The sequence below is a fragment of the Sphingobacterium sp. JB170 genome (assembly GCF_900163865.1).
Lineage (GTDB): Bacteria > Bacteroidota > Bacteroidia > Sphingobacteriales > Sphingobacteriaceae > Sphingobacterium.
On record NZ_FUKU01000069.1, the window covers coordinates 28,528 to 51,674 of the forward strand.

The following is a 23,147-nucleotide window of genomic DNA, read 5'->3' on the forward strand; positions in this document are numbered from 1 at the left end:
GACAATTTTAGACCAAATAGGGGACATTTTCTGACAACATTCCCAGTTAAGGTTTGACTAGTGGCGGTTAAATTTGGTATCTACTCGAGACACTGAATAAAATATGGTAATAGTTTCCTATATGCAATTAGGTAAATGTATTGATGGATGACTGCGCCTCGAGTTATTTGTTTTGTTTAAAGAGGCCTGTTGACGTCTTTCACTTTTTTCCGATAATCATCGGGCGTTATTCCGACGAAATTTTTGAATAACCGTCTAAATGTTCGAGAATCAGTAAAGTAATAAAGTTCACTTATATCACCTATTCGCGCCTCGGAATAGAGCTGTTTTTTAGCCTTTTCTATTATGCAGAATTTTTTATACCATACCATAGTTTGTCCGGTTTTCTGTTTGAAAATCCTATTTAGGTAGCTTAGACTCATAGGAATGGTGTCAGTCAGAGAATTTAAGCTAAACAGCATGCCTGATTTTTCAACGCCCAATTCTATAAGTTCCTTTGTTTTTAGTAAATATAGATCCATATAATCACTTTGTCCATTCGCTATTTCGATTTTGGTGAGTGAAAGTTTAATTAAATTTTTAATTTCCATCAACAACGAAACTTGTCGATCGATGTCTCCGGTTTTTATATTTGCACACAATCGGTTGATATAATGAGTCGTTAAATGTCCGATTTTGAATTGCATGCTCTTATGTGCAGCAGACGCATTTTGGCGATAGGCATATAATAATTCCTTTAAAAAAGCAAAATTGTTGTCGGCGCCGTCGTCGAAAATCCCGACGTCGAAGTAAAACCCGAAAAATTGATATTTACCTTTTTTTAATTTTAAAAGGTACGTGTCAGAAGGCAGATAAAGGTAAAATGCGCGACGATTGTCCAGTACAGCGATCGATTTGTGGTTAATAGTCGAGATGCAGCCCTGTTTTTCTACTAGTAATGGATATATCACATACACATCTTTTTGTTTGGTTTGAATTTCTATTGCGGATGGCTGTTGTAACACGAGGTCGAACTGATGCAAATACGCTAATCGCCCTTTAAACTCTTGCTCAATGCAGGTATTTCCGTTCGTGCTACGATAACTGGTAGTGCCATCGTTAAAGCAGGGGGACGGTGAGAGTGATCCGAATTGTGCGCGGGACACTTTGGGACCAAAAGTAGGTTCTAATTTTAAAAATATACTTCGTCTCACCGTTAGTCAAATGCTTAATGCCAAGGTATCTTTACTTGTTACTGTAGGTGTTTTGCACGATTTCATTTCTTTACGATTTACGGTGCCTTTAATCCGTGTTAATTATGCCGTATTCGCTCCATTAAGGGTAGCTTTTCTTCCACTTTTTGTAATTTTATCCAATCGCTAGGTGTTTCGCCAGTCATACGTTTGAAAAACTTACCAAATGAATTTTGAGTATTGTAACCTAGATTATATGCGACCTCCTTTATGGTGAGATCTCCTAAAAGGAGATACACAGCAGTTTGTAGCTTGACAGAATTGTAGTACTCGCGAAATGTTATTCCAAAGTACAGAAGATGGAAATGATTTAACATGCTGTACTCTAAACCAAATTTTTTGGCGACATTCGTGTATGATACAACTTCGGTTCGAGCGACTACAAACCCGTAAGTTTCCGTGCGTATTAACCCGACGCTATGATCAGAGATGTACGACAAATCGCCAATAATAGATATTTGTCGCCCCAAACTGATCAATTCAGTTGTCATACTGATGATAAAAGCCTCATTAGTTTGACCGTCAATTAAGTTTTGACAAAAATATTCAATAGTACATCTGATCCTATGATCGATGGGGAAAAGATTGCTGATATGTACATTAGGGGATTTTTGATCGTGAGCATCAAATATTTGCGACATAAAGCCAAAGTGAGGCTCATATTTAGGGCTGATAGTCTTTCGATTAAAATAGATGATGAGGATATTCGTTTGTCCTTTCGGTAAACGAAGCTTATATTCTCCTTTGGGTATATACAAAATACGGCTTAAGGAATTTTCAAAAATGTAGGTTTCACCGCCATAACTGAGCTCAAAGCTGCTATCACAATGCAATGCATATATCATGTGAATATCGTTGAATACTGCTTTCATTGGGATTTCTCTTTGATCCGCTAAGGAAAACTCCGTGAGATGAAGGTAGCCGTAACGACCATCGAACTCTTGCTCTGTACAGCTGTTTTCGCCATTCTTCCACATTTGCCGGTCGGACAACTCCATCCGCAGGGAAACATCTAGGCTTGCGTTTTTGCTTTTGGAAAGCGGGCGTCCGAAGACGCTTTCTAAATTGATGTAAATGCTCTTTTTCATAATATTAATTTGTTTAATAGTAAAGATCGACGTTATAAGTATCGCTGTCGAGTGACAAGGGTGACATCATATAGATGAAATTTTATCTGTGTAACTAATATTCCGAGTTTAATGGTCCTTGAATAGGGTGACATTGGGCAAAAAAAAAATTAAAATATTTTGATTTTTTTTGAATCTGTTTCAATTTGTATCAATAAGTTAAGTTTATAGGGCAGTTGATCACAAAACACAGAATCATATGGTTCGACTGGGGGCCCCGTCCCGCTAGCTCTCAGGCTGAAAACAAACTTCATATAATGAAAGACATAATGGGAATCCAGAAACTTTATATGTCAGTCATCGGAGTACTTTCAACAGGATAAACACATGCGGACATGGTGGAGCATGAAAAGACTGCTCAGGGCTCTATGGTTTCTACCGGGCTATTATTCAACTATGACTATACAATGCTGGTAGTACCAATACTTTTCACCCCTTTTTTGCCAGCGCATTTCATATTCACCCATAAATACTTCGATATGGAGACTGCTAAAGCGGAACGCCGGCATTTCAATGTGCTTCCGTTCTTCCCTTGCGGCCGTGTTGAAGCTTTCTTTAAAGGCATTTTGGTTAAGTAAAATCATACTTCGCTGATGTTTATCAATTTCAGATTTTCGAAAATCGTACCTACGATCGTCGAGTGAATTAACATCGTAAAATTGATGAGTTTACAAATAAAAATTCCCCTAAAAATTAATTTTTAGGGGAATTTTTTCAGGTAAAAACCTGAAAAACATAGGTTTAATTTTTAATTATATATCCTATCAGATTCTTTAATGTTGAAATATCTGCGTCTGTTTTTCGATTTGAGCATCTCTTTGCCCAGGTTATCCTTAAAATACTCCAGTATGGTATCGTAGCTTAGCAGCTGGCGGCAATTCTCTTGGCCGTCCCCTTGAGAGAGCGTGAAATAGTTATGGATCAATCTTGCCCATAGCTCGGGCTTTGCCGAAAGGAAATCTCTGTCTGTTCCAGGAGCACGGAGACCTCTTAATTGCATGAAAAGGTCGATCAGTAGTTTTTGGTCGCCGTTCAAAATCGTAATTCTGTTATCTGGAGCAATATTTTTCAGTCGGTCCTGTAGGTCCTTTACGGCTAATCTCTCCGTCTCTAAAAGAGATTCCAGTCTGTTTTTCTGCTCAATGATTCTTTTGTGCTCTATAAAAAACTCATCGGAACCGACTTCGTCAAAAAGTAATTTTTTTAATACAGTTTTTGTGTCGTTAACATTCTGCCAATTCATTATTTCCTGCACATAGGAGATGGACTGTCTCATCCGTTCGTCGTTTGTTAGTGATAGATCCCATTTATCTACCTCTTTGAGGACATTCCGGAATCGGGACAGTTTATATATCCTGGTTTTAGACGTCGTGTTATAATAATCCACTGTTTCCCTTGAGTTCACATCTTTGCCAACAATTTCCAGAACCTTTGTGAGAAACAACCGCTCGCTGCCATCTACGTGGTTTGCGAGAAAATATTTCAGATGGTAACGGTAGAAAGGTAAGTATTCCTGCTCTGGTAGACCAAAAATCCGCATCACAAAATACCCCGAAATGTGAATAAGGTTCAAGTTGAATGACGGTCCTAGATCAAATCTGTTTTTTCGTGGTCTCCATGTTTTTCTGAGCTTGAAGTATTTATCGTCCATAGTCTAAAATTTAGTCAGTGCATTATTAAAGAATCGGTACTTGTCGGTTCGTAGTTCACTAAAGCTCGTATAACCGAATGTACCTCAGCTTCTTCCCAATTGTAATCTACTGGTAATTATGTGAATTGCATAATCCGTTGAGGAATAAAAGAAGATTTTTAATTTCCAACACGCAAGGTTTTTCCCGCTTCCTAATTACCATTTATCCAACGAAAGCGTATAGATGTCACGCTCGAAAAAGAAATTGGATATTGATTATGTGTTTTTTTTGGCTCCAGATGAGATTGGACTTTGGAAGAAATTATGATGCTCGATAAGGTTCAAAAAAAGCAACCGTTATCGAATTTTGAAGAAAAACATTTAAAAAAAAGCCAATAGAAGGTAGAAAGCCCAATTTTTACATAGTTAAAGAGGTTCAAAAAATAGGTCAAAAGGTTCTTATAAATGTGGTATCTATGACTGCGGCTAATTTTTCATTAACGCTATGTTGTTTTGCATAATAAGGCCGTTTACTTACCGTTTCTATCACTTCGGTTATTATAACTTTCGTATTGCGGACGGAATGCGGCCCCCTGGTAGGAAATCTATCAGGTAGAACAAGATTTTATTACACTGCAGGCTTTGGATGCTTTATTTAGTGGTGAATTTATCAAAGAACGTTTAACATTCCGTGGAGGAATAGCATTGCATAAATTAATTATTATTAAATTTGCGTTGTAAATTATTTAATCAATTATGATCTTGAAATCTCCATTTAATTACAAAACATTGCTCTGTTTTGTCGGGGCATCGTTTGTATTCTTTACGAGCTGCTCTAAAGGATCTGTAGTACCTAACGTTGGTGAAGATGACACGCTTGCTAATGAATACGAAATTGAGAGTTTAGTGTATTTTCTCTCTGACAGTGATAAAATAGATACGGTAAAAGTTAATTTTGATGCTGAAGAGTTTAATAACTCCTCAAATACACTTAAAACAGTACAGCAGGTTGAAACATTTAATGATCTTGTCAAAACTTCCGTTTTTCAATTGGATAAGACCGGGGATGAGTTGCCTCATGATTTAGATATAGCTCAATTTGAGGTTAATGTTCCAGGCGTATACTATCCTGATGGAACCTTTAGTTTTTACTCGGAACGATTTTCATTAAGTGATACCCTAGTGAAAGAACCGTATAATTACAACAACTCATTCACCTTGGATTTGAAAGTGCCTGCAAATTCAAAATTAATAGTTAAAAAATCAATTGATCAACATAATATGGTTTGCTCTTTTGAATTGGTATTCCGAAATAAAACTACTGGTGAAATAATTACTTTAAATGGGAAATGGAGAGGGGTATTACGTTATTTTAACGAACACTTCAGGGTAGAAGAAAAAACATGGGACCGATTTTAAACCGGTTTCGAGCTAGGGAATTATGTGTGCGTCGCTATTTGTATCCGTTACCTTGCAGTCCTAATGAAAATATTAAATAAAAATTAGTCGCTTGACCAGATTTGGAAACTAAGGGGATATGGTATATTCGATTTATCAGAATAAATTTTACAGAAGCGAGATGAAAGCCGTATAATTTAGAATTGCAAGACATTCTAATAATCTAAAAGGAGTTGCTAAATTTTATCATCAAGCTATAGGGTTAGAGATATTGGGGGATTTTGAGAGCCATTTAGGTTGTGACGGAGTAATGTTGGTGTTGCCTGACAGGGCACACCATTTAGAATTCACTCACCATATACATAAAGTTCCCTCGCTAGAGTCTACAAAAGAAAATTTAATGGTCTTTTATTATGGTAGTCCTGATGAATACAAACACGCCAATAAACGAATCCAAGAAATGGAAATCACGCCTGTTGCACCAGAAAATCCTTGTTGGAAAGATAAAAGCGAAACCTATGAAGACCCAGACGGTTGGAGAGTTATTTTGTTTAATGGTGTTTATAATCCATAATTAATTGGTTTCTCGCGAAAAATTTAACGTGGATTGATAGTTCCCCAGTTCAGTGCTTCTTCTGTTCTCGCTCTGGACATTTACGGTAAAAAATCTAGTGTATTTTAGAGATTTTTTCATTCGACAGTCAATAAAATTTGTACCTCATTGCTTGTTTTATTGGTTAAATTGCTATCTTTAAATCAGAAACTGAACGGTTTTTTACCAATAGTCTTAATTAGAGTGGAATCGTTCCAAAAATTTTCTCCCGCTTTTTCCAAAACGACTCGTTACCTAAACTCCAAATGCCATTTTAATATTTATTCACGATGAATTCATCTTCCGAAACGGAAATTAAATAGTGTAAAATGAAAAATAATTTTTATGTGATAACTGGTGGTCCAGGAGCAGGAAAGACCATCTTACTAAATGAATTGAACAAAAAAAAGTATAAAACAGTTCCAGAGGATGCCCGAAGAATTATAAAAGAACAAATAAAAATTGATGGTATTGGCTTGCCTTGGAAAGATAAGGCGCTCTATGCGAAACTAATGTTCAATGAGTCAATAAAGACATATCAAAAGATTATAAAAGAGAAGCCGTCCGGAATTATTTTCTTCGATCGTGGCGTCTTAGATACTTTTTGCTATTTCATTTTGGAAAACATCCCGATTCCTAAAAAAATGACGCTATTAATTAATGAAGTTATCTATAATAAAAAAGTCTTTATCCTAGCACCTTGGAAGGAAATTTATGAAAATGATGGTGAAAGAAAACAAAATTGGGAAGAAGCGGTGCTGACATTTGAGAAAATGAAAGAAATCTATTTTTACTACGGATATAACCTTGTCGAAATACCATTTGGTACTATTGAAAATAGGGTGAAATTTGTTCTTGATAAAATTAGATAGTTTATAATATGGGGTCGTTCCATATACCTACCTTCTCGTATTGAGGTGATTGCCGAAAGCCAACTTCATGAGGTTCCACGGTGAGGGTGTAAAGTAAACGCGTCAGATAAAGAATAAGTATTTTTTTATATTAGACACAGATAATGAAAAACGACAAATTTGAATTCGAGCGTTTCAAGGAATAAGCGATGAAAGGCCTCTACGAAGGCAAGAAAATGAGCGGTACCGATGGTGTATTTGCTCCTATGTTAAAACACCTCCTGGAGTCTGTGCTCGAGGGAGAGCTAGAACATCACCTTGAGGAGAATAAGGCCTCTGGTGACTCCAATCGAAAGAACGGTAAGACCAAGAAGACCGTCAGAAGCCTTCAATCGGGACATTTTGAACTCGAAAGTGGTCGAGACCGCAATGGTACTTTTGAACCCAAGATCGTTGCGAAACGTCAATTAATTATCACAGAGGAACTTGAAGACAACGTTATCGCCATGTACGCACGAGGAATGAGTACGCGTGATATCTCGAATTATGTAAAGGATATGTATGCCATGGATATCTCTGCGATGGAGATTTCTCACATTACCGATAAAGTTATCCCCGCAATGAATGAATGGCGCAACCGTCCATTAGAGCCTATATACCCACTTGTATTTCTCGATTGTATGCAGCACTATAAAGTTAAAGATAATGGTAGTGTTCAGACCCGTGCTGTATACAATATTCTTGGGGTGAACAGGGATGGTCACAAAGATCTGATCGGCGTCTATCTTTCAGAAAATGAGGGCGCTAAATTTTGGCTTTCTGTCCTAACCGATCTAAAACAGCGAGGTGTGAAGGATATTCTTGTTGCATGCGTCGATGGATTGAAAGGATTTCCCGAAGCTATTGCGTCTATCTATCCAGAGGCCCAAGGTTCAGCTTTGTATCGTTCACCAGATTCGGACAAGTTTACGCTATGTTCGGGAAAAAGATAAAAAAGCTGTTGTTGCGGATTTAAAGCCTGTTTATCGGGCTAATAACCAGGAGCAAGGCTACGAAATGTTGTTAGAATTTGAGGAAAAATGGGGGTAGAAATACCCTCTTGCTGTAAAGGGATGGTTGAATAATCGAGGAAATATATCTACTTGTTTTGAATATTCGACAGATATAAGACGAGCTATTTATACCACCCATGCTATCGAGGCTTGCAGCCTCTTAATCCGAAGCCTAATAGGAGCTCTGACAGTTCGCTGTACACTACCTCCACGGTTGTCCATTCGACTAAAAGAATATATTGGTTCGTCACTTCAGTACATTTATTCAAAGTATGTCGGATATATCCCTCGATTGAAGAGATGTACTGTCCTGTCGTCTGAAAATCTCGTTCAAATGTGGATGCTTTTTCGGGTTTCACATTTAGTATAGCAACTTTTAAAATCATCGTGTTTTCGCTTTTTTAGTAATTAGGATCAGCATTTAGACAAAACTCAAATTAAACTCATCCCACTATTCTTTATTTGAATATCTATAATTTTGTTTGAGGGGTTACTTCAGGAATGACAATTAGATAATCAAACCCCTCAATAAAGTTCGTAAGTACTGTTGAGCCCATAGTTATCTTTTTCTTTGTTGCTTCATTTCTAACCTTATTCAAATCAAAAAGTAACCATTCTTTTTTATCAGTTGTCAGGTCTAAAAAAGGCTTTAAATAAGGCGCACCATTAGTCGCTATATCTTCACCAAAAGGCGCTCCTAAACTTCCAGATTTTTCCATGACGGCGATATGTAATGATTTTTGTCCCTCTGCATCTGCAAGGTTAAGTGCCATATTACCCACATCGGGTGTGTTGTGACTAAGACTTTTATGCTTAGTGACATGATTTGCCCCAAACTTAAACAGATTCCGCTTTCCGACCAGCTTGTCATAATTATTTAACAAGTTCTTTTTCATCAATGAGATTCTCGTATCATGTGAGCGAAGATAACTACCTTCGTAAACTAGAGCATAGATGTTATCGCTAATGACAAGATCATGTATTATTCTTTCCTCCTCAGATGAAAGGTTCAAGGATAATAATGGTTGTAGTCGTTCCGTAAGTTCTCTTACACCTAACAAGGGAAGTTCGTCTTTATTAAAGGGTGGCTGTATATTAGGGTTTTGTTTGTATTTTTCCCACCTCGATTCAGATAAGTCCAACAACTGCCTGTAAACTGTTTTTGCCTCATTGTTTTCCGTAATATTTATTAAGTCGTTCAGTATTGGTCCATCGCTACTGCCATACACTTGATCCAGTTCAATTACATTCTTATCTGCTAACAGAAAAGTTTCTAATATTTTTCGGTCTTTAGAGAACGTATAAAACCCTAAATGCTCTGGATATTTTGTTATCAGTTCGTTGTAATCTTTTTCCGATTTTTTAAGCGTTTTCTCCAATAAATTGGTAACAAATTGGTTTCCCTCCATGATGTAATTATCAAACTCGATTTTTTGCATTAAATAGGTGACGAATAATGGCACTTCATTTGTATGGTGCTGTTCTCCTATTAGGATGTAACGGTGTTCGGCTATTTTATTTACCAACGTATCTAAAGCCTCTCCACTAAACGTATTATTACGGTAAGAAAAGGTTTGCTTGTGTTCTGTAATGATACTGTCCACAACATTTTCTTGTGCATTAGCAACAAATGAACTAAAGGGCAGCAAGAGCAACAATAAAAGTGATCTCATAGTTGTTTTTTTGTGAATATAATGATTTTGGTGTTATTTATTTTGTGTTCTTTAATTCGTTATTAATGAATGCTTGCAGTTTTGCTTTATCGGGTAGTGACAATCCTCCAGTTGGGATATTGCTCCTTTGTGATTATCGGACAATCCAACCTTTCGTATGTGAGCGTGTTGATCTGTCGTTTGAGTTCCTTTACGATGGGTTGTGTTTTTAAAATTAGTAACTCGTAAAAAAGCCTTTTTAGATCATCTATTTTGATGAGTTCAGTAAAGTGGGTATAAAAAACAGGTTGAAAAACACTAGAAAAGTGAGCTAGATCGTCTTTTCTATTATCGTTTTGTAATTTTTGGGCTGTCGACCCAAGAATTGATTTTTGGATATTTGAAATAGTAAAATCTTCAAAGAAATCGGGAGGAACCAGTTTTTGAATTCTTTGATTATCAACCCAAAAATCTGTAGAGAGGTGTGGTAAACCTGTCTGCAGCGGGACAGTTCTGGCGCTGGCAGGCCTTTGATATTGATATTTTTCGCTAAGTTCTCAAGTAGTTTAACCCCGTATTCAGCACAGCCACTTCCGTTTTGCTCAAAACCTACAAGGTAAAATCCCCTAAGCAAATTTTTGCGTATAATTTGTTTACAGCTTTTACTGCATTATTCTGTAAAAACTCGTTAGTCCGCTGTATGCGAAAAGTTAATTTTTCAAAATTCATTTCTCACCTCTTCATTGGTTGTAAAGATAATAAAACCGCATTCCTAAATTTTTCATATGTGCCTCTAGAAAATAGTGTCTCTGAGCGGGCGACACCTCTTTTATCTTTCCAATATGGGGTGTCTCAGTTAAGAATTTCTTCCAATAATGCTTTCCAAAGCATGAAGCCTTTATCGGGATCGCTATAGTCGTGTACAACGCGGCTGAAGTTGCTAGGGACATTATCTTCCAAGAACCTTTGCCGGCCTTTTTCGCGAATAATCTGCAGGTTCTTGTCGATCATCACTATGGTGTCTTTCAAGACAGTTCTATTTTTCTCGGTGTGCCAGACGTAGGTGGCCTCTTCCGTGTCTAATGTTTCGAGAACTACATGGTACTGGTTTTCTCGCGACAAAAGAAATACAAATGCGAATGGACGGAGAACAAACCTAATTTTCATGATACTGGTCAGGTGATGATCGGCTAGAAATTGTACATGTCGAGCGTGTTTGTATTTTCGTAGTTTAAGGATTTCCGCGAGTAATTCTTCGCCATTTGCATATACAGTCTCGCCATGCTGTAATTGATCGGAAGTCAATATGTTTTGTTTTTGCAAAGGTGGCTTACCTAATAAGCCTTTATTTAGAAACTGAAATTTTGCACCTTCCACAATTTCTTTATTTATCCGTTCTATTTCTTCCGAGTTAGCCATTTGAGCCACCAGTTTTCCATATTCAAATTCAGCGTTTAACTGAACCTTAATGTTTTTAGATTTTAGGATCTTGATAAAGTACGGTTTTAAAACCTCAAATTCTGGTCGTATCTCCAGATTGTCGATTCGAAATTCCAAAACTGCATGCATCTCTTCCACTTTATACGTAAACGCTACGTGACCATAATGGAATGAAAGGTCCTCAATAGCGATCTTGATGTTTTTTTCAAAGTTAAACTGATGCCCCATTTCAGGTTGGTGATCTATAACCGGTTCATCAAACAATGTAGCTTGCTTAGAAATTTTGCGGTAATAGATATTTCGTTTAAGGAACATTTTGTCAAGGTAGTTGATCTGGATATCACGATAGTCGTATATCGTTGGATTGATTTCAGAGCGTTGTACGCGACCAATGTATTGAATTAATTTCCCATGGAAAGAAAACGGATACGCTAAAAAAAGTGTGCTGATGTGCTGAATATCCGATCCCTCGCCAAAATACTGGCCCGTTGTAATTAGCACTTGAAAATTTCCTTCTGACAATGATTTCCATTTTGTTTTCTTGCTGCTGTCCGAGTCGTCTCCACTAAGTGTTACCGTTTCATATATGGATTTCAATAGCAGATTTAGGGCCTCAATATGTTCTTTCCGTTCAGTGATTATAACAGCCTTTTTTCCTTGGTTTAGTTCAATGGCCACATCTTCCACGATGATTTTATTCCTCGTCGTATCGTGAATGAGGATCTGGGAAAGTGTTTCAAAGCTATCTGTTTTAGAGCTAAAAGGAACATTGAGCTGCGTATTCCGAATGACAATCCTTGCTGATTTGTAATCTTCAATTTGTTCTGGACGAATTTCAGTGATAATATCGCCTAGATATGTGAAGATCAATTTGTCATCGTTATACTTTCGAAAAGGAGTAGCTGTAAGTCCGTAACAATATACACTGTCTAGTGATCCTACAGCATTACGAAAAGATTCCGCCGGAATATGATGACATTCGTCGATTAAGATTGTGCCAAATTTGTCGTGAATAGCTTCAATCTGTTTTGGAATGCTCTGTATCGTTGCAACGGTTACTTTACCAGTACCCAATTTTGCTTTTCCCTGACCTATAATTCCAATCTCTGCTTTCGGTATCCCCAGGAATGATTCTATACGCGCGACCCATTGATCCAATAGTTGCTTGCGGTGGACGATAATAAGTGCAGGCTGTTGTTTGTCGGCAATAATTTTCAGACCGATAACAGTCTTGCCAGCTCCGGGTGGGGCAACGATCACACCGAAATCCTTTTTTGCGACTGCGTTTACGGCATTGGTTTGATGATTTCTCAGTGCGGCATTAAAAGAGAAAAGAATGGTTGGGAGTACTTGTCTGTTATCGACAAATTCGTGCGCTAGTTGTGCTTCTCTACAGAATCGCAGAAGTTTTCCAATAAACCCTCTTGGGATGCGAATTTCATCTGCCGTTTCCTCGATTAATTTAAAAAATCTGGGAGTGCCGAAAGTGTTTCTACCAGAATTTTTCTTAATGATAAACGCTGAATTCGCAAAGTTGAGTTGTTCTTTTAAAAAAATGACGAGTTTATAAGGTATAGCATTACTATTTAAACAGATTGTATTACGTAGGCTGATTCTTATTTTTTTACCTACGGCTGGATTATAGCGGTCTATTCCAGCACCTGTTGCGTCATATAACTTTTCTAAATGATCGAAACTAACCCGCTCAATGCCTCGCAAATAATTGATCTGATCAGGAAAGGGATCCGATGTTTCCGGATCGATAAAAGCACTATTACCTTTTTGTAATGCAGGTAGAAATAACGGAAGTGCAATTAAATTTCCCAGCGCTTTGCCGGACAAGTAGTCCTGATTTGGGAACAAACGGTCGAAACTGGAACTTTTATCAAACGGTGAGAAAGCACCACACCTCTCCAAAATATATGTAAATAACTTACGGCTTTTTGCTGCCGGATATGGTTTTTCAAAGAAAATCCATACATGCCCTCCGTTACCTGACCGAGAACGTTCAAGATATGCCGGGATACCCTGCGCCTGACATGCTTCGAGGAAATTTAAAGTTTGCGTATGCCAATCGGATTTATCAAAATCAGCAACCAAAAAATGTGAGGTGTCGTTTAGAAGTAATGGATAAATTCCGATTTGCTGCACACCATTGAGATGCTTCGTGATTTCCATGCCGGACAATGGCCGATAGGTTTTATCTTGATAACTTTTTAAGTTGCCTCCTTTTGCTTTATGAAGTCGGTAGTGATGCGGATCATAATTATATGCTGGCATATATCCACTTTTATCTCCTTTCTCCCAACGTATAGCAAATACTTCGTCACGACCTTTGAAAAGGTTAATAAGGTATGCTATGTCGTTGTTTGTGAATTTCACGCTGGAATTAACATTTAGAGTCAAGATAATAAATTGGAATTTAATAGCCAATATTTTCTCCATGTAAATATCCTTGTATGATACGGTAAATTTTACCTTAAAAATTTAATAATCTGGTACGTTTATTTTTATTTCCGATGTTTATTCTGGGGAATAATTAACCGCTTGTGGTCGGCAGGAATTGTTTTCTTAGGGATCGATTTTGAAAAAAAACTGTCTGTTCCAAGATTAAGAATCTTCATTCTTATTTAAGCATTGTTATTTTAGCTTTAAGGTAGTGGGCTTCTCTAAACTTTGGATGTGCGCATCAAATATGCGTCCAGTTCATGCTAAGATATGCAAGGTGCGCCGATGACTGAAAAAGTATAAACTAGAGTTACTGTATGCGTTATTTATTCGCGTGGTTTCGAATAGGTATTATGATAAATAACTGCTGCCTACTGCAACTTGGAAACCATAGTCTGTTACGATTCCATAAGGTTTTCGTGTAATAATTTAATACCTTTATAAAGAGGTGTTTAGCGTTGTGATCTTGATGGGAAATAATTTAAGTTTGGTGAAAGATGATGTAATAGGCGCTACTTCTAAAGCTTTGCTTCTGCTAAAGTTGGATCACAGATTAATCAAATCATTACTTACGTTACTGATAAAATGGAGAAAGAAGGAAGGTTGAAGGAAGGGTGCTCTTGGATAGCTAGCTGCTTATAGGAAGTAAATTATATGAACAAAATAACCGATGGGACGAATATGGCAACAACAAGTCAAATAGAAATTTATAATGCCAATGATGGCTCTACACAAATTGGAGTACAGTTACAGCAAGATACTGTTTGGCTTACGCAAGCGCAAATGGGAGAATTATTTCATAAAGATGTTCGTACCATAAGTGAACACATACAGAACATCTATTCTTCAGAAGAGCTTTTGGCAGATTCAACTATCCGGAATTTCCGGATAGTTCGACAAGAAGGTAAAAGGCAAGTTAATAGAAATATCGATCATTATAATTTAGATGTTATTATATCTGTAGGTTACCGGGTCAACTCAAAACAAGGTACTCAATTCCGTATTTGGGCCAATGGTGTTTTAAAAGAATACTTAATTAAGGGCTATGCTGTCAATGAAAAGCGTTTAGCCCAAAAAGAACAAGAAGTACAGATTTTAAAAAATGGCATTCAAATATTAGGTAGAGCTATTGAAGAGAAAACGGCTGATAATTCCTGGCTAAGTATTTTTGCTAAAGGATTAAGTTTGCTGGATGATTACGACCACGAGCAATTAGACGCAGAGGGATTAACTAAAAAAGCTGCGCAATATCCAAGCCTGAGAGAGTATCAAACCCTCATTCACGAAATGGTAGCTGATTTTGATTCCGCAGTGTTCGGGAAAGAAAAAGATGATAGTTTTCAAAGTTCCTTAAGTCAAATTGAAAAAGGCTTTGGTGAGCATGATTTTTATCCATCTTTGGAAGAAAAAGCAACCATGCTTTTATATTTAATTGTTAAAAACCATTCCTTTGTAGATGGCAATAAACGAATAGCAGCAGCTTGCTTTCTAAAGTTTTTGCAGCAAAATAATATGCTTTATAATACTCAACAACAACTTATAATCAATAATGACACATTAGCGAGTTTAACACTTTTTATTGCTTCAAGTAAACCAGAAGAAATGGAAACCGTAAGACGATTAGTGATTAGCGTATTAAACAGAAATAGATAAAATAACCGATAGCTCAATTATCTAAAATAATAAGAGTAATATAACTACCAAGCACAAATTAAAACTATGCGCACAAAAAGGTGACCTCGGTTTGTGTTTGATCGTAAATAGGTTTGTTTGGTAAATTATGATTTAGCGAACTTACATTAGGGTTTCTTATATTTGCTGTATAGCAGTCGATTCGATAACGGATCTTTTTTGAATTTAAAATGGCAGCTAAAATAACTTAATCCCAATGAACTAATGTGATTATGGCATTACCTATAAATATAGAAGAACTTGTACATGGGAATACCATTGAATGGGAACGGCTTGAGTTTAAACAAGGCTGGAATCCTGAAGATGTTTTGCATTCTATGTGTGCATTTGCAAATGACCTGAATAATTGGGGTGGTGGTTATTATTATTGGAGTAGGTGAAAAGGACGGCCAACCCGTTTTGCCTCCAATCGGATTGCGGCAAAACCAATTGGATAGCATTCAAAAGAAAATTATAGAATTGGGTCATAAAGTTAGTCCGAACTATTTTCCTATTGTGCAGCCCTATGTTTTACAAGACAAACATGTACTGGTGCTGTGGTGTATCGCTGGAGATAATCGGCCTTATACAGCACCAGTGTCATTAGGGAGCGATGGTAAACGCCAACCTTATATTCGATTGGGTGCTACTACAGTTATCGCTAAAGGGGAAAACTTGAGAAGATTGCACGAATTAACTGCAAGAATCCCTTTTGATGATCGGATGAATAACCAGGCAAGTATCCAAGATTTTGATTTAGGTTTGATTCAGGCCTATCTACAAGAAGTGAAAAGTAGTTTGTATGCTGAAAGCCTAAGGATGTCATTGTCGGATATTAGTAGAGCCATGTATATCGCTAAAGGCCCTGATGAAGATCTACGTCCCCTTAATGTAGGATTGCTTTTCTTTTCAAAGGAACCAGAGCGGTTTTTTTCTAGACCATGGATTGAAGTAGTTTGGCATGAAAGTACTTCTGGTAGAAAATTCAAGGAATTTTATTTTAAAGGACCTTTGCATAAGCAATTAAGAGACGCTCTATCTTTTCTGAAAACAAACATCATAGCTGAACAAATAGTAAAGCGACCTGATCGGGCGGAAGCTGATCGTTTTTATAATTTTCCATATGAAGCCGTGGAAGAAACCTTGGCTAATGCCGTTTATCATAAAAGTTATGCGTTAGGCGCGCCAATTGAGGTGCAAATATGGCACGATAAGATCGAAGTATTAAGTCTCCCTGGCCCAGTTCCACCAGTAAATGCGGTTACTCTAAAGAATCAAAGAAGGATTGTTGCACGAGAAAATAGAAACAGACGAATTGGCGATTTCCTGAAAGAGCTTCATTTAACAGAAGGTCGTGGAACGGGTTTTCCTACTATTTATGATGCGATGGAGAATAATGGATCACCTGCTCCAATATTTGAAACTGACGATCAAACTTACGTTTTGGTTACACTTGCTACTCATGAGCTTTTTCAGACTAGTGTTCAAGAAAATGACCAAGTTGGTGACCAAGATAACTCGCTTTATATTAGTACTTTGGTAGATTTGATGGCTTTTGTTAACCAAGCTGCTAACCAAGTTACTAACCAAGCTACTAACCAAGCTCTAGCTGTACTTGACAAGGAGGTTCATGGACGGGTTTTGGATATTCTGGCAGAAACAGTTAATTGGGTAAAACGGGAAGATATCTTTAAACATATGGAATTAAGTAATCAGACATTTAATCGGAAAAAATTTTTGGATCCATTGATTGATATTGGGTGGATTCAATTAGCGTATCCTGATACACGTACCCATCCCAATCAGCGTTATAAGATAACCGACACTGGAAGAAGATTATTAAATATAATAAATAAATAGAGCGAAGCTATAATTAAAAGAACAGGAATGTAGATAGAATTCAGTTCCAAACATAATCCTTGATGGATCACGTCAAAAACCTGATTACGCAACACATTGTATTTGTAACTATAATCGGAGTCGATTTCCTGTTTCATCTGCTCGAACAGCACCATAAATTTTGCTGCTTGGCTATCGCTAATGTCCAGAATGCCAAAACCTCCCGGTTTATAAAAAGGGTATTCTTTGATATTGCCGTTCCGATTGATAAATTCTTCGGTAAATACGCAAAAGGCACCGTTATTATTGCACGGATCAGGCGTCCACCTGTAGGGCACCAAGGATTAGCAGACATGAGCATATTCTGATGTACGTCAAAAATTTTGTCAACATAGTCTACCTGATGTTTTCCTTTTATCAGTGCAATTTTGTAATAATCTTTTCGGCTCTATGGCATTGGAAAGGGGTACTCTGGACCGGAGAAATTGGTCATTTCAAATACATTGAAGTATGCTGTCCTGATCTTCCAACAACTTCGCCGCCTTTCTTAAGTATACTATGTAGAGTAATGCTTTTATTTACAGGTTATTGTATTTTTAAATTTATAAGTAGCTTAAAAAGAAAGAATCGCAATATCGAAGAAGTCAATATGTGTTTTTTTTTAGTTATTTGTTTCTATAAGTAAATGAAAAATTTCAGGACTTAGAAGAATAGTTTCTCATACTGGAGATATCAGTGCCAGCATAGAATGGTAAGCCAAGCGTTCATGTCTAGCTTACATTGAATCACCTAGCGTTATGGACGACTATCGTATGAGGTGGATCGATTGGGCAAAAAAACAAACCAGAAAATAAGGAGTTAATAAAAGTTCCCGACTTTTTGTTAAAAGTCTTGCTACAAAAGAAAGAAATTTTTATAAAAAAAAACGATGAGAATAATTATTTTAATCCTAATGCTTTCATGCTGTAATCTTACATCATGGGCGCAAAATAAACCAACAGATATTATGGAATCAGAAAGATTTAAAAAAGGCTGGCAAAAACTAATGGAAGTAGATGGAGCACTCGGCGAAAAAGTAATTAACGGATTAAAAGATGTTTCGCCCGATTTAGGTAAATATATCATCGAATATTCTTTTGGCGATATTTATAGCCGAGAAGCACTTGGCCTAAAATCCAAAGAAATTGCCGTTGTAGCAGCATTAACCGCAATGGGTAACGCAGCACCTCAACTGCAAGTACATCTCAACGGTGCGTTAAATACAGGAAGTAGCATCAATGAGCTTAAGGAAGTGATATTGCAAATGTCGGTTTATTCGGGATTTCCTTCTTGTATCAATGCCATGAATATGTTAAAAGAAGTATTGGCCGAACGTAGAACGCAAGGTGTTATAGATTCCATCGGAGAAACCGCAACCAATATTAGTAGCGATAGGTTGGAGTTGGGAAAGAAAGTGCTTTCTTCAATTGACAATTCCATCGTTGATAAATTAAAAAACGCCTACGACGATATATCTCCAGAACTGACACAGTTTGTAATGGAATATGCCTACGCAGATATTTTTTCCAGAAAAAATTTAGATAGAAAATTTCGACAAATAGCTACGATAGCGGCTTTAACAGCGTTAGGTAATGCAGCATCCCAGCTGAAATTCCATATCAATGCGGGCTTAAATATTGGCCTGACCGTAGAAGAGGTCAAAGAAATTATGTTACTGATGACGGTTTATGCAGGTTTTCCTGCAGCAATTAATGGCACGAATAGTTTGAAAGAGGTAGTGGAGGAAAGGGTGGCGAATAAATAGTAACATTAAATAAATTCGTGTCATATATTCAGAAAGTTTTTCTAATATTTCATGCCTAAATAAATTGAATAATTAATCCTCTAATTATGTCGACTATACAACAGATTTCAAAAAAAATGGTAAAACTACTTCTAGACAAAAATTTTGTCTTGGCTTATCAAGAACTATTTAGTATTGATGCTCATAGCATAGATCCTCTTGATAGTTCGCCGAACTGCACTATGGGGCTAGACAACCTCATCGCAAAAGAAGAAAAATTCCTTGACATGACCCAAATACGTGAAATTATGATATCAGAAGTACTTGTTTTTGGCTCCTATTTTACTTTCGGCCTTCGTATGAGCTATTGCATAGAAAACGTCGAAAATGAATTAAATGAACTCTGCCTATATAGGGTGGAATCGGGAAAAATTATCAGTCAACAATTTTTTATTTCATAAAGGATGAAAATACTTCTTGAGAACTTTGTGAGAATAATGAGAAGCAAAGTCTAGTAAGAACTCCATTTTAAAGGGACGCCTTGTCTAGATATTAAAAAAAAATTATGAACACAAAAGAAAGCTTATTGAATTTTTAATCAAGCATATACACCATTTAAAAAAAGAAAAGTATTATATTTACTGTTTATGAAAAATATTAATTTCCTTCTGCCTACAATAGAGGCCTAGCCACAGGTTAGACCATTACTTTATTGTAATATACGATGTCATTTCCTGTGGCATTAATCTTTTATACAATTAACTTAATTAATAATTGTGGCGGTTTACGCGTGGTCAAAAAATCCCCATGCCATAAACGTCGTGAAAAAGAATACGGAAATGAAAACATCATCCATCATAATACGTCCGGAAAGAAATGACGATCACGCAAAGATTTCTCGACTAATTAACCTGGCCTTTGGCCGACTTGACGAAGCAGAACTCGTCGATAGGCTAAGGAATAGCCATGCCTTTATACCTTCCTTGTCCTTGGTCGCAGTTCAAGAAAATGAAATCGTAGGACAAATACTTTTTACTCATATTAAAATAGTCAACGGAAAACAAGAAACGTCTGCATTGGGACTAGCTCCCTTGTCTGTACTTCCAGTGTTTCAAAACCAAGGCGTTGGAAAACGGCTGGTACAGGAAGGATTGCAGAAAGCAGCAGCGTCAGGGCATAAATTAGTCTTCGTATTAGGACATGAGTTGTATTACCCTAAATTTGGTTTTCTCCCGGCAGATAAATGGCATATCAAATTTCCAATTGATGTCCCATATCAAAATTTTATGGCGTTAGCCTTGGCACCTGAAGCGTTACAGAATATTTCAGGAATGGTCCAATACGCTCCCGAATTTAATATCTTATCTCCAAAAGTGACCACTGGAATAACTATCGAGACTGAAAGATTAATATTAAAGCCTTTGACCTACGATCAATTGGTTAAATATGTGCAGTGCGACAATTCTTTAGAGTCGGACCTGAACCTCAATAAGTCATCAAGAATGATCTCAGCGGATTTGAAAGCTGCATTCGAAGAGACAATCTTTCCTAATGTGGCAGACAAAACCAAAAACTATTTGTTTTGCACAATATGGACAGCAATCTCCAAAACCGAAAACATAATGGTCGGCGACATCTGTATGTATGGTGAACCGAATGAAAAGGGAGAAGTGGAAATTGGTTATGGGGTTTACGACGAATATCAAAACAAAGGATTTATGAGCGAGGTCGTTGCTGCCATGATAAAGTGGATTACTAAACGGCCCAATATAAAATCTGCCATTGCTTCTACAGAAAAGGGCAATATACCTTCGTATAAAGTTCTTGAGAAAAATGGTTTTATTAAAATAGGTGAAACAGACAGTTTGCTCCATTGGAGGCTTTCAACCGATTGCTAGAAATCAGTCTTGCTTCTTACGCATTTAACCCGTATGGGTTCGCTGAACAACCTTGTCTTCATCATTAAATCTTGAAGCAAAAATACAACTACAGTGTAATCTTTTGATTACGAAGGACAGTTGCATGCTTCATTTTAATAAAATCAAAAAACTATGAACGTAGAAATATGCCTAAAGGGCTATCTTGAAAATAGAATTGTCCAGGCCATGGACTTTATCGAAAAAAACTATGCGGAAAAAATATATCTTGAGGATATAGCCATGGAAGCATGCCTTTCGAAATATCACTTTATTCGGATTTTCAAGGAAATTAACGGGATCACACCTCATCAGTACTTGACATCTGTACGAATTGAAAAGGCGAAGCGACTACTAGAAATTGAAGTCGCAGTAGCTGAAGTTTGTTTTGCAGTAGGGTTCGAAAGTATAACTTCATTCAGCATGTTGTTTAAACGTGCTGCTGGTGTATCACCCTCCTTTTATTTACGGCAAAAGGACAGCTAATCGGACGAAGTCGTATTATTAATGTAACCGTCTTTATTGAAATTCAATAAAGACGGTTTTGCTTTCATGAATAATTTTCTATTGTACGATGCATTTGAAACTTCACAAAATTAAATACGTAATAATTCTCCTGAATTTATCAGATACGACTGATATCTGGTAAATAGTCGCGTAAAAAAGCGCTTTGATTAAAAACCGCAATATTCAAGAGGATAATTTGAAATTATGTCCTGAAATTTGACTTATGTAGATCTGTAAAATTTAGGTACAGAATAAACATATGATAGAATTTCAAATTTATAATTACTATTTGCGTATTGTATTTGTGATTCGAATACTCGTCAAGGAGTGTAATTGGAAACCATAATGCGAGTTATTTAAACTTTTGAGACGCAAAAACGTATGCTAAAAAATCGACAGCGTAATAGAAAGTAACCTTTTACTGGTACAGCATACATTTGTTACCCTGTTTTTGAGTACGGAGGTTCCTTTGGAAAACTTGCGAAAATTGTTCGGGCGCACGAATATTGCCACTACGCCGATTCTTGTCCCAATACCGATGAAAAAGTACGTAAGAATATGCAAAGGTATCACATAAATTTAAATGTTTGGAACCGTCTTATATTTCGCAGCTGTTCACCTTCGAAGGCAATCAGGTGAAATTCAATGCGCTTAAGATTTATTTTTTTAGTTTAGCAGTTGAGAAAATAACTTTCATAGACATATAAAATGCCGTTGCGATTACCCGAGAAATGATTATAATCTGATTAAAAAATAACGTCTCCATAAATTGAAAAAAATGATAACAAAAAACGATGTTTTAAATCTTGAAAACCAACTTTACGAAGCTATGAAAAGTAATAACGTCGTAATGCTCGATAAACTGTTGCACAATGATTTGCTTTTCATCGTCCCGAGCGGTGAGACCATTACCAAAGAAATGGATTTAGAAACCTATCGGAGTGGTAAACTAAAAATAGTTGAGCTTATTCCAAATATTGAACAGCTAAGTATTATAGATGATTTAGCTGCTATTACGCTGAAAATGAACTTAAAAGGAAGTTATGACAGTCGACCTATTGAAGCCCAATATAGATATATTCGCTTTTGGAAAAATTTCTCCGATGGAATAAAAGTTGTGGGAGGAAGCGGTATTTCGATTTAATTTTCCGAGAAAAGTTGCAGTACCTTGATCATATACAACTCTCGGGAAAAATTTTCCATTTGAGTTTGAGAAAAAGGATTAGTTCGTCCTCTCTATTTTGTTGCAATGTCGCTTAACTAATATGTAGCATCGCGCTGATCTGACGCACTATGGGTAGATTTCGCCGTGCAATAAACCTAACCACAACTGATGAGAATTTAAAAATAATCAAATAAAAGTGGACATAAAATAGAGCATCCCCCAAAAAACTAACATGAAAATAGAAATACAGACATCGATTCGGACCCATCATCCCAGAATAGATTCTGATATAGTACTGATGCGTTAAGTTTTCGCATCAAATAAGTTCCATAAATTTTGTTCTTTGATATTTTGATTCTGAGCGATCAGTTGAGTTAATGGTGTTTTATCGAATGTCGACACGCCCAATATTTGCATAATCTCATAAATAGAGAGTTTGCTTTTTAGGCTGTGTTTTACCAGCGCTACGGTCAGATAAGTGCATATGGCCACCCAAATATGAATATTGACTGCATTTTCCGAGTGTCCCCATAGCGACTTAATGACCAGATTTTGTTTGATCCATTTGAAGAACACTTCTATCTGCCATCTATGGCGATAAAGTCGTGTGATTTCAAGTGCCGACACTTCAAAGTTATTGGTAAGGAATACCAGTTCAATCTGTTTATCCCCGTCGTAATACCTTATCAGTCTTAATGGCCCCGGATATAGTTTTTTGGATTTGTATCCGTTAAGTACAATGGTCTGGTCGGCCAATAACCCTGTTAGGGAATCAATGTTGAAGTTGTTTTGTAAGCTGTCAATACAGCACATGTAGTCCTTTTTCCAAGAAAGGGTCTTTGGA

22 protein-coding genes are annotated in these 23,147 nt (G+C 36.8%); 14 read left to right on the forward strand and 8 right to left on the reverse strand.

Annotated elements, in window-relative coordinates; genetic code table 11:
• Positions 1–176: 176 nt before the first annotated feature.
• The 4 genes from FM107_RS17965 to FM107_RS17980 all read right to left on the reverse strand — a co-directional run bounded on the left by FM107_RS17965 (position 177) and on the right by FM107_RS17980 (position 4,010).
• The gene (locus FM107_RS17965; RefSeq protein ID WP_143559533.1) at positions 177–1,193 is read right to left on the reverse strand and encodes a helix-turn-helix domain-containing protein; all 1,017 of its coding nucleotides are present in this window, start codon (positions 1,191–1,193) and stop codon (positions 177–179) included.
• Between the two features lie 98 nt (positions 1,194–1,291).
• Positions 1,292–2,320, reverse strand: a complete 1,029-nt coding sequence (locus tag FM107_RS17970) for a helix-turn-helix domain-containing protein (RefSeq protein WP_086949866.1) — start codon at positions 2,318–2,320, stop codon at positions 1,292–1,294.
• A 425-nt stretch (positions 2,321–2,745) separates the two neighbouring features.
• Positions 2,746–2,943: a hypothetical protein gene (locus FM107_RS17975; protein WP_086949867.1), complete on the reverse strand. Its 198-nt coding sequence runs from the start codon at positions 2,941–2,943 to the stop codon at positions 2,746–2,748.
• 164 nt (positions 2,944–3,107) lie between these two features.
• The gene (locus tag FM107_RS17980; RefSeq protein ID WP_086949868.1) at positions 3,108–4,010 is read right to left on the reverse strand and encodes a hypothetical protein; all 903 of its coding nucleotides are present in this window, start codon (positions 4,008–4,010) and stop codon (positions 3,108–3,110) included.
• A 735-nt stretch (positions 4,011–4,745) separates the two neighbouring features.
• Between FM107_RS17980 and FM107_RS17985 the strand changes: the two genes are divergently transcribed.
• The 5 genes from FM107_RS17985 to FM107_RS20315 all read left to right on the forward strand — a co-directional run bounded on the left by FM107_RS17985 (position 4,746) and on the right by FM107_RS20315 (position 7,919).
• A complete protein-coding gene (locus tag FM107_RS17985) occupies positions 4,746–5,408 on the forward strand; it encodes a hypothetical protein (protein WP_086949869.1) in 663 nt (220 codons plus the stop codon).
• Between the two features lie 181 nt (positions 5,409–5,589).
• A complete protein-coding gene (locus FM107_RS17990) occupies positions 5,590–5,961 on the forward strand; it encodes a VOC family protein (protein WP_373408005.1) in 372 nt (123 codons plus the stop codon).
• Between the two features lie 347 nt (positions 5,962–6,308).
• Positions 6,309–6,851, forward strand: coding sequence for an AAA family ATPase (locus tag FM107_RS17995; RefSeq protein WP_086949870.1), 543 nt, complete (start codon positions 6,309–6,311; stop codon positions 6,849–6,851).
• A gap of 188 nt (positions 6,852–7,039) precedes the next feature.
• A complete protein-coding gene (locus FM107_RS18000) occupies positions 7,040–7,822 on the forward strand; it encodes an IS256 family transposase (protein WP_086949871.1) in 783 nt (260 codons plus the stop codon).
• Entirely contained in the window at positions 7,734–7,919 is a 186-nt protein-coding gene (locus tag FM107_RS20315; protein WP_143559534.1) for a transposase, read from the forward strand. Before FM107_RS18000 ends, FM107_RS20315 begins: the two co-directional genes overlap by 89 nt.
• 103 nt (positions 7,920–8,022) lie before the next feature.
• Here the strand turns inward: FM107_RS20315 and FM107_RS18005 are convergent, their stop codons facing one another.
• The 3 genes from FM107_RS18005 to FM107_RS18020 all read right to left on the reverse strand — a co-directional run bounded on the left by FM107_RS18005 (position 8,023) and on the right by FM107_RS18020 (position 13,419).
• Positions 8,023–8,268, reverse strand: a complete 246-nt coding sequence (locus FM107_RS18005) for an antibiotic biosynthesis monooxygenase (protein WP_143559535.1) — start codon at positions 8,266–8,268, stop codon at positions 8,023–8,025.
• An 84-nt stretch (positions 8,269–8,352) separates the two neighbouring features.
• Positions 8,353–9,555 (reverse strand): hypothetical protein, encoded by a 1,203-nt coding sequence (locus FM107_RS18010; RefSeq protein WP_086949872.1) that lies wholly within the window; start codon positions 9,553–9,555, stop codon positions 8,353–8,355.
• 831 nt (positions 9,556–10,386) lie between these two features.
• Positions 10,387–13,419 (reverse strand): DEAD/DEAH box helicase, encoded by a 3,033-nt coding sequence (locus tag FM107_RS18020; protein ID WP_086949874.1) that lies wholly within the window; start codon positions 13,417–13,419, stop codon positions 10,387–10,389.
• Between the two features lie 684 nt (positions 13,420–14,103).
• On the opposite strand from FM107_RS18020, the gene rhuM reads away from it, so the two are divergent.
• The 9 genes from rhuM to FM107_RS18060 all read left to right on the forward strand — a co-directional run bounded on the left by rhuM (position 14,104) and on the right by FM107_RS18060 (position 22,282).
• On the forward strand, positions 14,104–15,075 hold the full coding sequence (gene rhuM, locus FM107_RS18025; RefSeq protein WP_086949879.1) for a virulence protein RhuM/Fic/DOC family protein: 972 nt from the start codon (positions 14,104–14,106) through the stop codon (positions 15,073–15,075).
• A 251-nt stretch (positions 15,076–15,326) separates the two neighbouring features.
• The gene (locus tag FM107_RS19820) at positions 15,327–15,494 is read left to right on the forward strand and encodes a helix-turn-helix domain-containing protein (protein WP_218779045.1); all 168 of its coding nucleotides are present in this window, start codon (positions 15,327–15,329) and stop codon (positions 15,492–15,494) included.
• The gene (locus tag FM107_RS18030) at positions 15,469–16,953 is read left to right on the forward strand and encodes an ATP-binding protein (protein ID WP_218779046.1); all 1,485 of its coding nucleotides are present in this window, start codon (positions 15,469–15,471) and stop codon (positions 16,951–16,953) included. The genes FM107_RS19820 and FM107_RS18030 overlap by 26 nt, the downstream gene beginning before the upstream one ends.
• A gap of 62 nt (positions 16,954–17,015) precedes the next feature.
• Positions 17,016–17,300 (forward strand): hypothetical protein, encoded by a 285-nt coding sequence (locus tag FM107_RS18035; protein ID WP_086949875.1) that lies wholly within the window; start codon positions 17,016–17,018, stop codon positions 17,298–17,300.
• Between the two features lie 638 nt (positions 17,301–17,938).
• Positions 17,939–18,736, forward strand: a complete 798-nt coding sequence (locus tag FM107_RS18040; protein WP_256959622.1) for a carboxymuconolactone decarboxylase family protein — start codon at positions 17,939–17,941, stop codon at positions 18,734–18,736.
• A gap of 86 nt (positions 18,737–18,822) precedes the next feature.
• A complete protein-coding gene (locus FM107_RS18045) occupies positions 18,823–19,176 on the forward strand; it encodes a SnoaL-like domain-containing protein (protein ID WP_086949876.1) in 354 nt (117 codons plus the stop codon).
• Between the two features lie 378 nt (positions 19,177–19,554).
• Positions 19,555–20,613 (forward strand): GNAT family N-acetyltransferase, encoded by a 1,059-nt coding sequence (locus FM107_RS20075; protein WP_256959623.1) that lies wholly within the window; start codon positions 19,555–19,557, stop codon positions 20,611–20,613.
• A gap of 153 nt (positions 20,614–20,766) precedes the next feature.
• Entirely contained in the window at positions 20,767–21,117 is a 351-nt protein-coding gene (locus FM107_RS18055) for a helix-turn-helix domain-containing protein (protein WP_086949877.1), read from the forward strand.
• Positions 21,118–21,916: 799 nt separating this feature from the next.
• Positions 21,917–22,282, forward strand: coding sequence for a nuclear transport factor 2 family protein (locus FM107_RS18060; protein WP_086949878.1), 366 nt, complete (start codon positions 21,917–21,919; stop codon positions 22,280–22,282).
• Positions 22,283–22,606: 324 nt separating this feature from the next.
• Here the strand turns inward: FM107_RS18060 and FM107_RS18065 are convergent.
• Positions 22,607–23,147, reverse strand: a 541-nt coding sequence (locus FM107_RS18065; RefSeq protein WP_143559536.1) for a transposase, incomplete at its 5' end; no start/stop codon positions are given.

What these genes read in the sequence shown, in the direction of transcription:
- FM107_RS18055 (WP_086949877.1), top strand. Translation starts at nt 20,767, where the DNA reads ATGAACGTAGAAATATGCCTAAAGGGCTATCTTGAAAATAGAATTGTC.
- FM107_RS17995 (WP_086949870.1), top strand. Translation starts at nt 6,309, where the DNA reads ATGAAAAATAATTTTTATGTGATAACTGGTGGTCCAGGAGCAGGAAAG.
- FM107_RS18010 (WP_086949872.1), bottom strand. Translation starts at nt 9,555, where the DNA reads ATGAGATCACTTTTATTGTTGCTCTTGCTGCCCTTTAGTTCATTTGTT.
- FM107_RS18000 (WP_086949871.1), top strand. Translation starts at nt 7,040, where the DNA reads ATGAAAGGCCTCTACGAAGGCAAGAAAATGAGCGGTACCGATGGTGTA.
- FM107_RS17970 (WP_086949866.1), bottom strand. Translation starts at nt 2,320, where the DNA reads ATGAAAAAGAGCATTTACATCAATTTAGAAAGCGTCTTCGGACGCCCG.
- FM107_RS18020 (WP_086949874.1), bottom strand. Translation starts at nt 13,419, where the DNA reads ATGGAGAAAATATTGGCTATTAAATTCCAATTTATTATCTTGACTCTA.
- FM107_RS18040 (WP_256959622.1), top strand. Translation starts at nt 17,939, where the DNA reads ATGGAATCAGAAAGATTTAAAAAAGGCTGGCAAAAACTAATGGAAGTA.
- FM107_RS18060 (WP_086949878.1), top strand. Translation starts at nt 21,917, where the DNA reads ATGATAACAAAAAACGATGTTTTAAATCTTGAAAACCAACTTTACGAA.
- FM107_RS18005 (WP_143559535.1), bottom strand. Translation starts at nt 8,268, where the DNA reads ATGATTTTAAAAGTTGCTATACTAAATGTGAAACCCGAAAAAGCATCC.
- FM107_RS19820 (WP_218779045.1), top strand. Translation starts at nt 15,327, where the DNA reads ATGGCATTACCTATAAATATAGAAGAACTTGTACATGGGAATACCATT.
- FM107_RS18035 (WP_086949875.1), top strand. Translation starts at nt 17,016, where the DNA reads ATGGATCACGTCAAAAACCTGATTACGCAACACATTGTATTTGTAACT.
- FM107_RS18045 (WP_086949876.1), top strand. Translation starts at nt 18,823, where the DNA reads ATGTCGACTATACAACAGATTTCAAAAAAAATGGTAAAACTACTTCTA.
- FM107_RS20075 (WP_256959623.1), top strand. Translation starts at nt 19,555, where the DNA reads ATGAAAACATCATCCATCATAATACGTCCGGAAAGAAATGACGATCAC.
- FM107_RS17980 (WP_086949868.1), bottom strand. Translation starts at nt 4,010, where the DNA reads ATGGACGATAAATACTTCAAGCTCAGAAAAACATGGAGACCACGAAAA.
- FM107_RS17975 (WP_086949867.1), bottom strand. Translation starts at nt 2,943, where the DNA reads ATGATTTTACTTAACCAAAATGCCTTTAAAGAAAGCTTCAACACGGCC.
- FM107_RS17985 (WP_086949869.1), top strand. Translation starts at nt 4,746, where the DNA reads ATGATCTTGAAATCTCCATTTAATTACAAAACATTGCTCTGTTTTGTC.
- rhuM (WP_086949879.1), top strand. Translation starts at nt 14,104, where the DNA reads ATGGCAACAACAAGTCAAATAGAAATTTATAATGCCAATGATGGCTCT.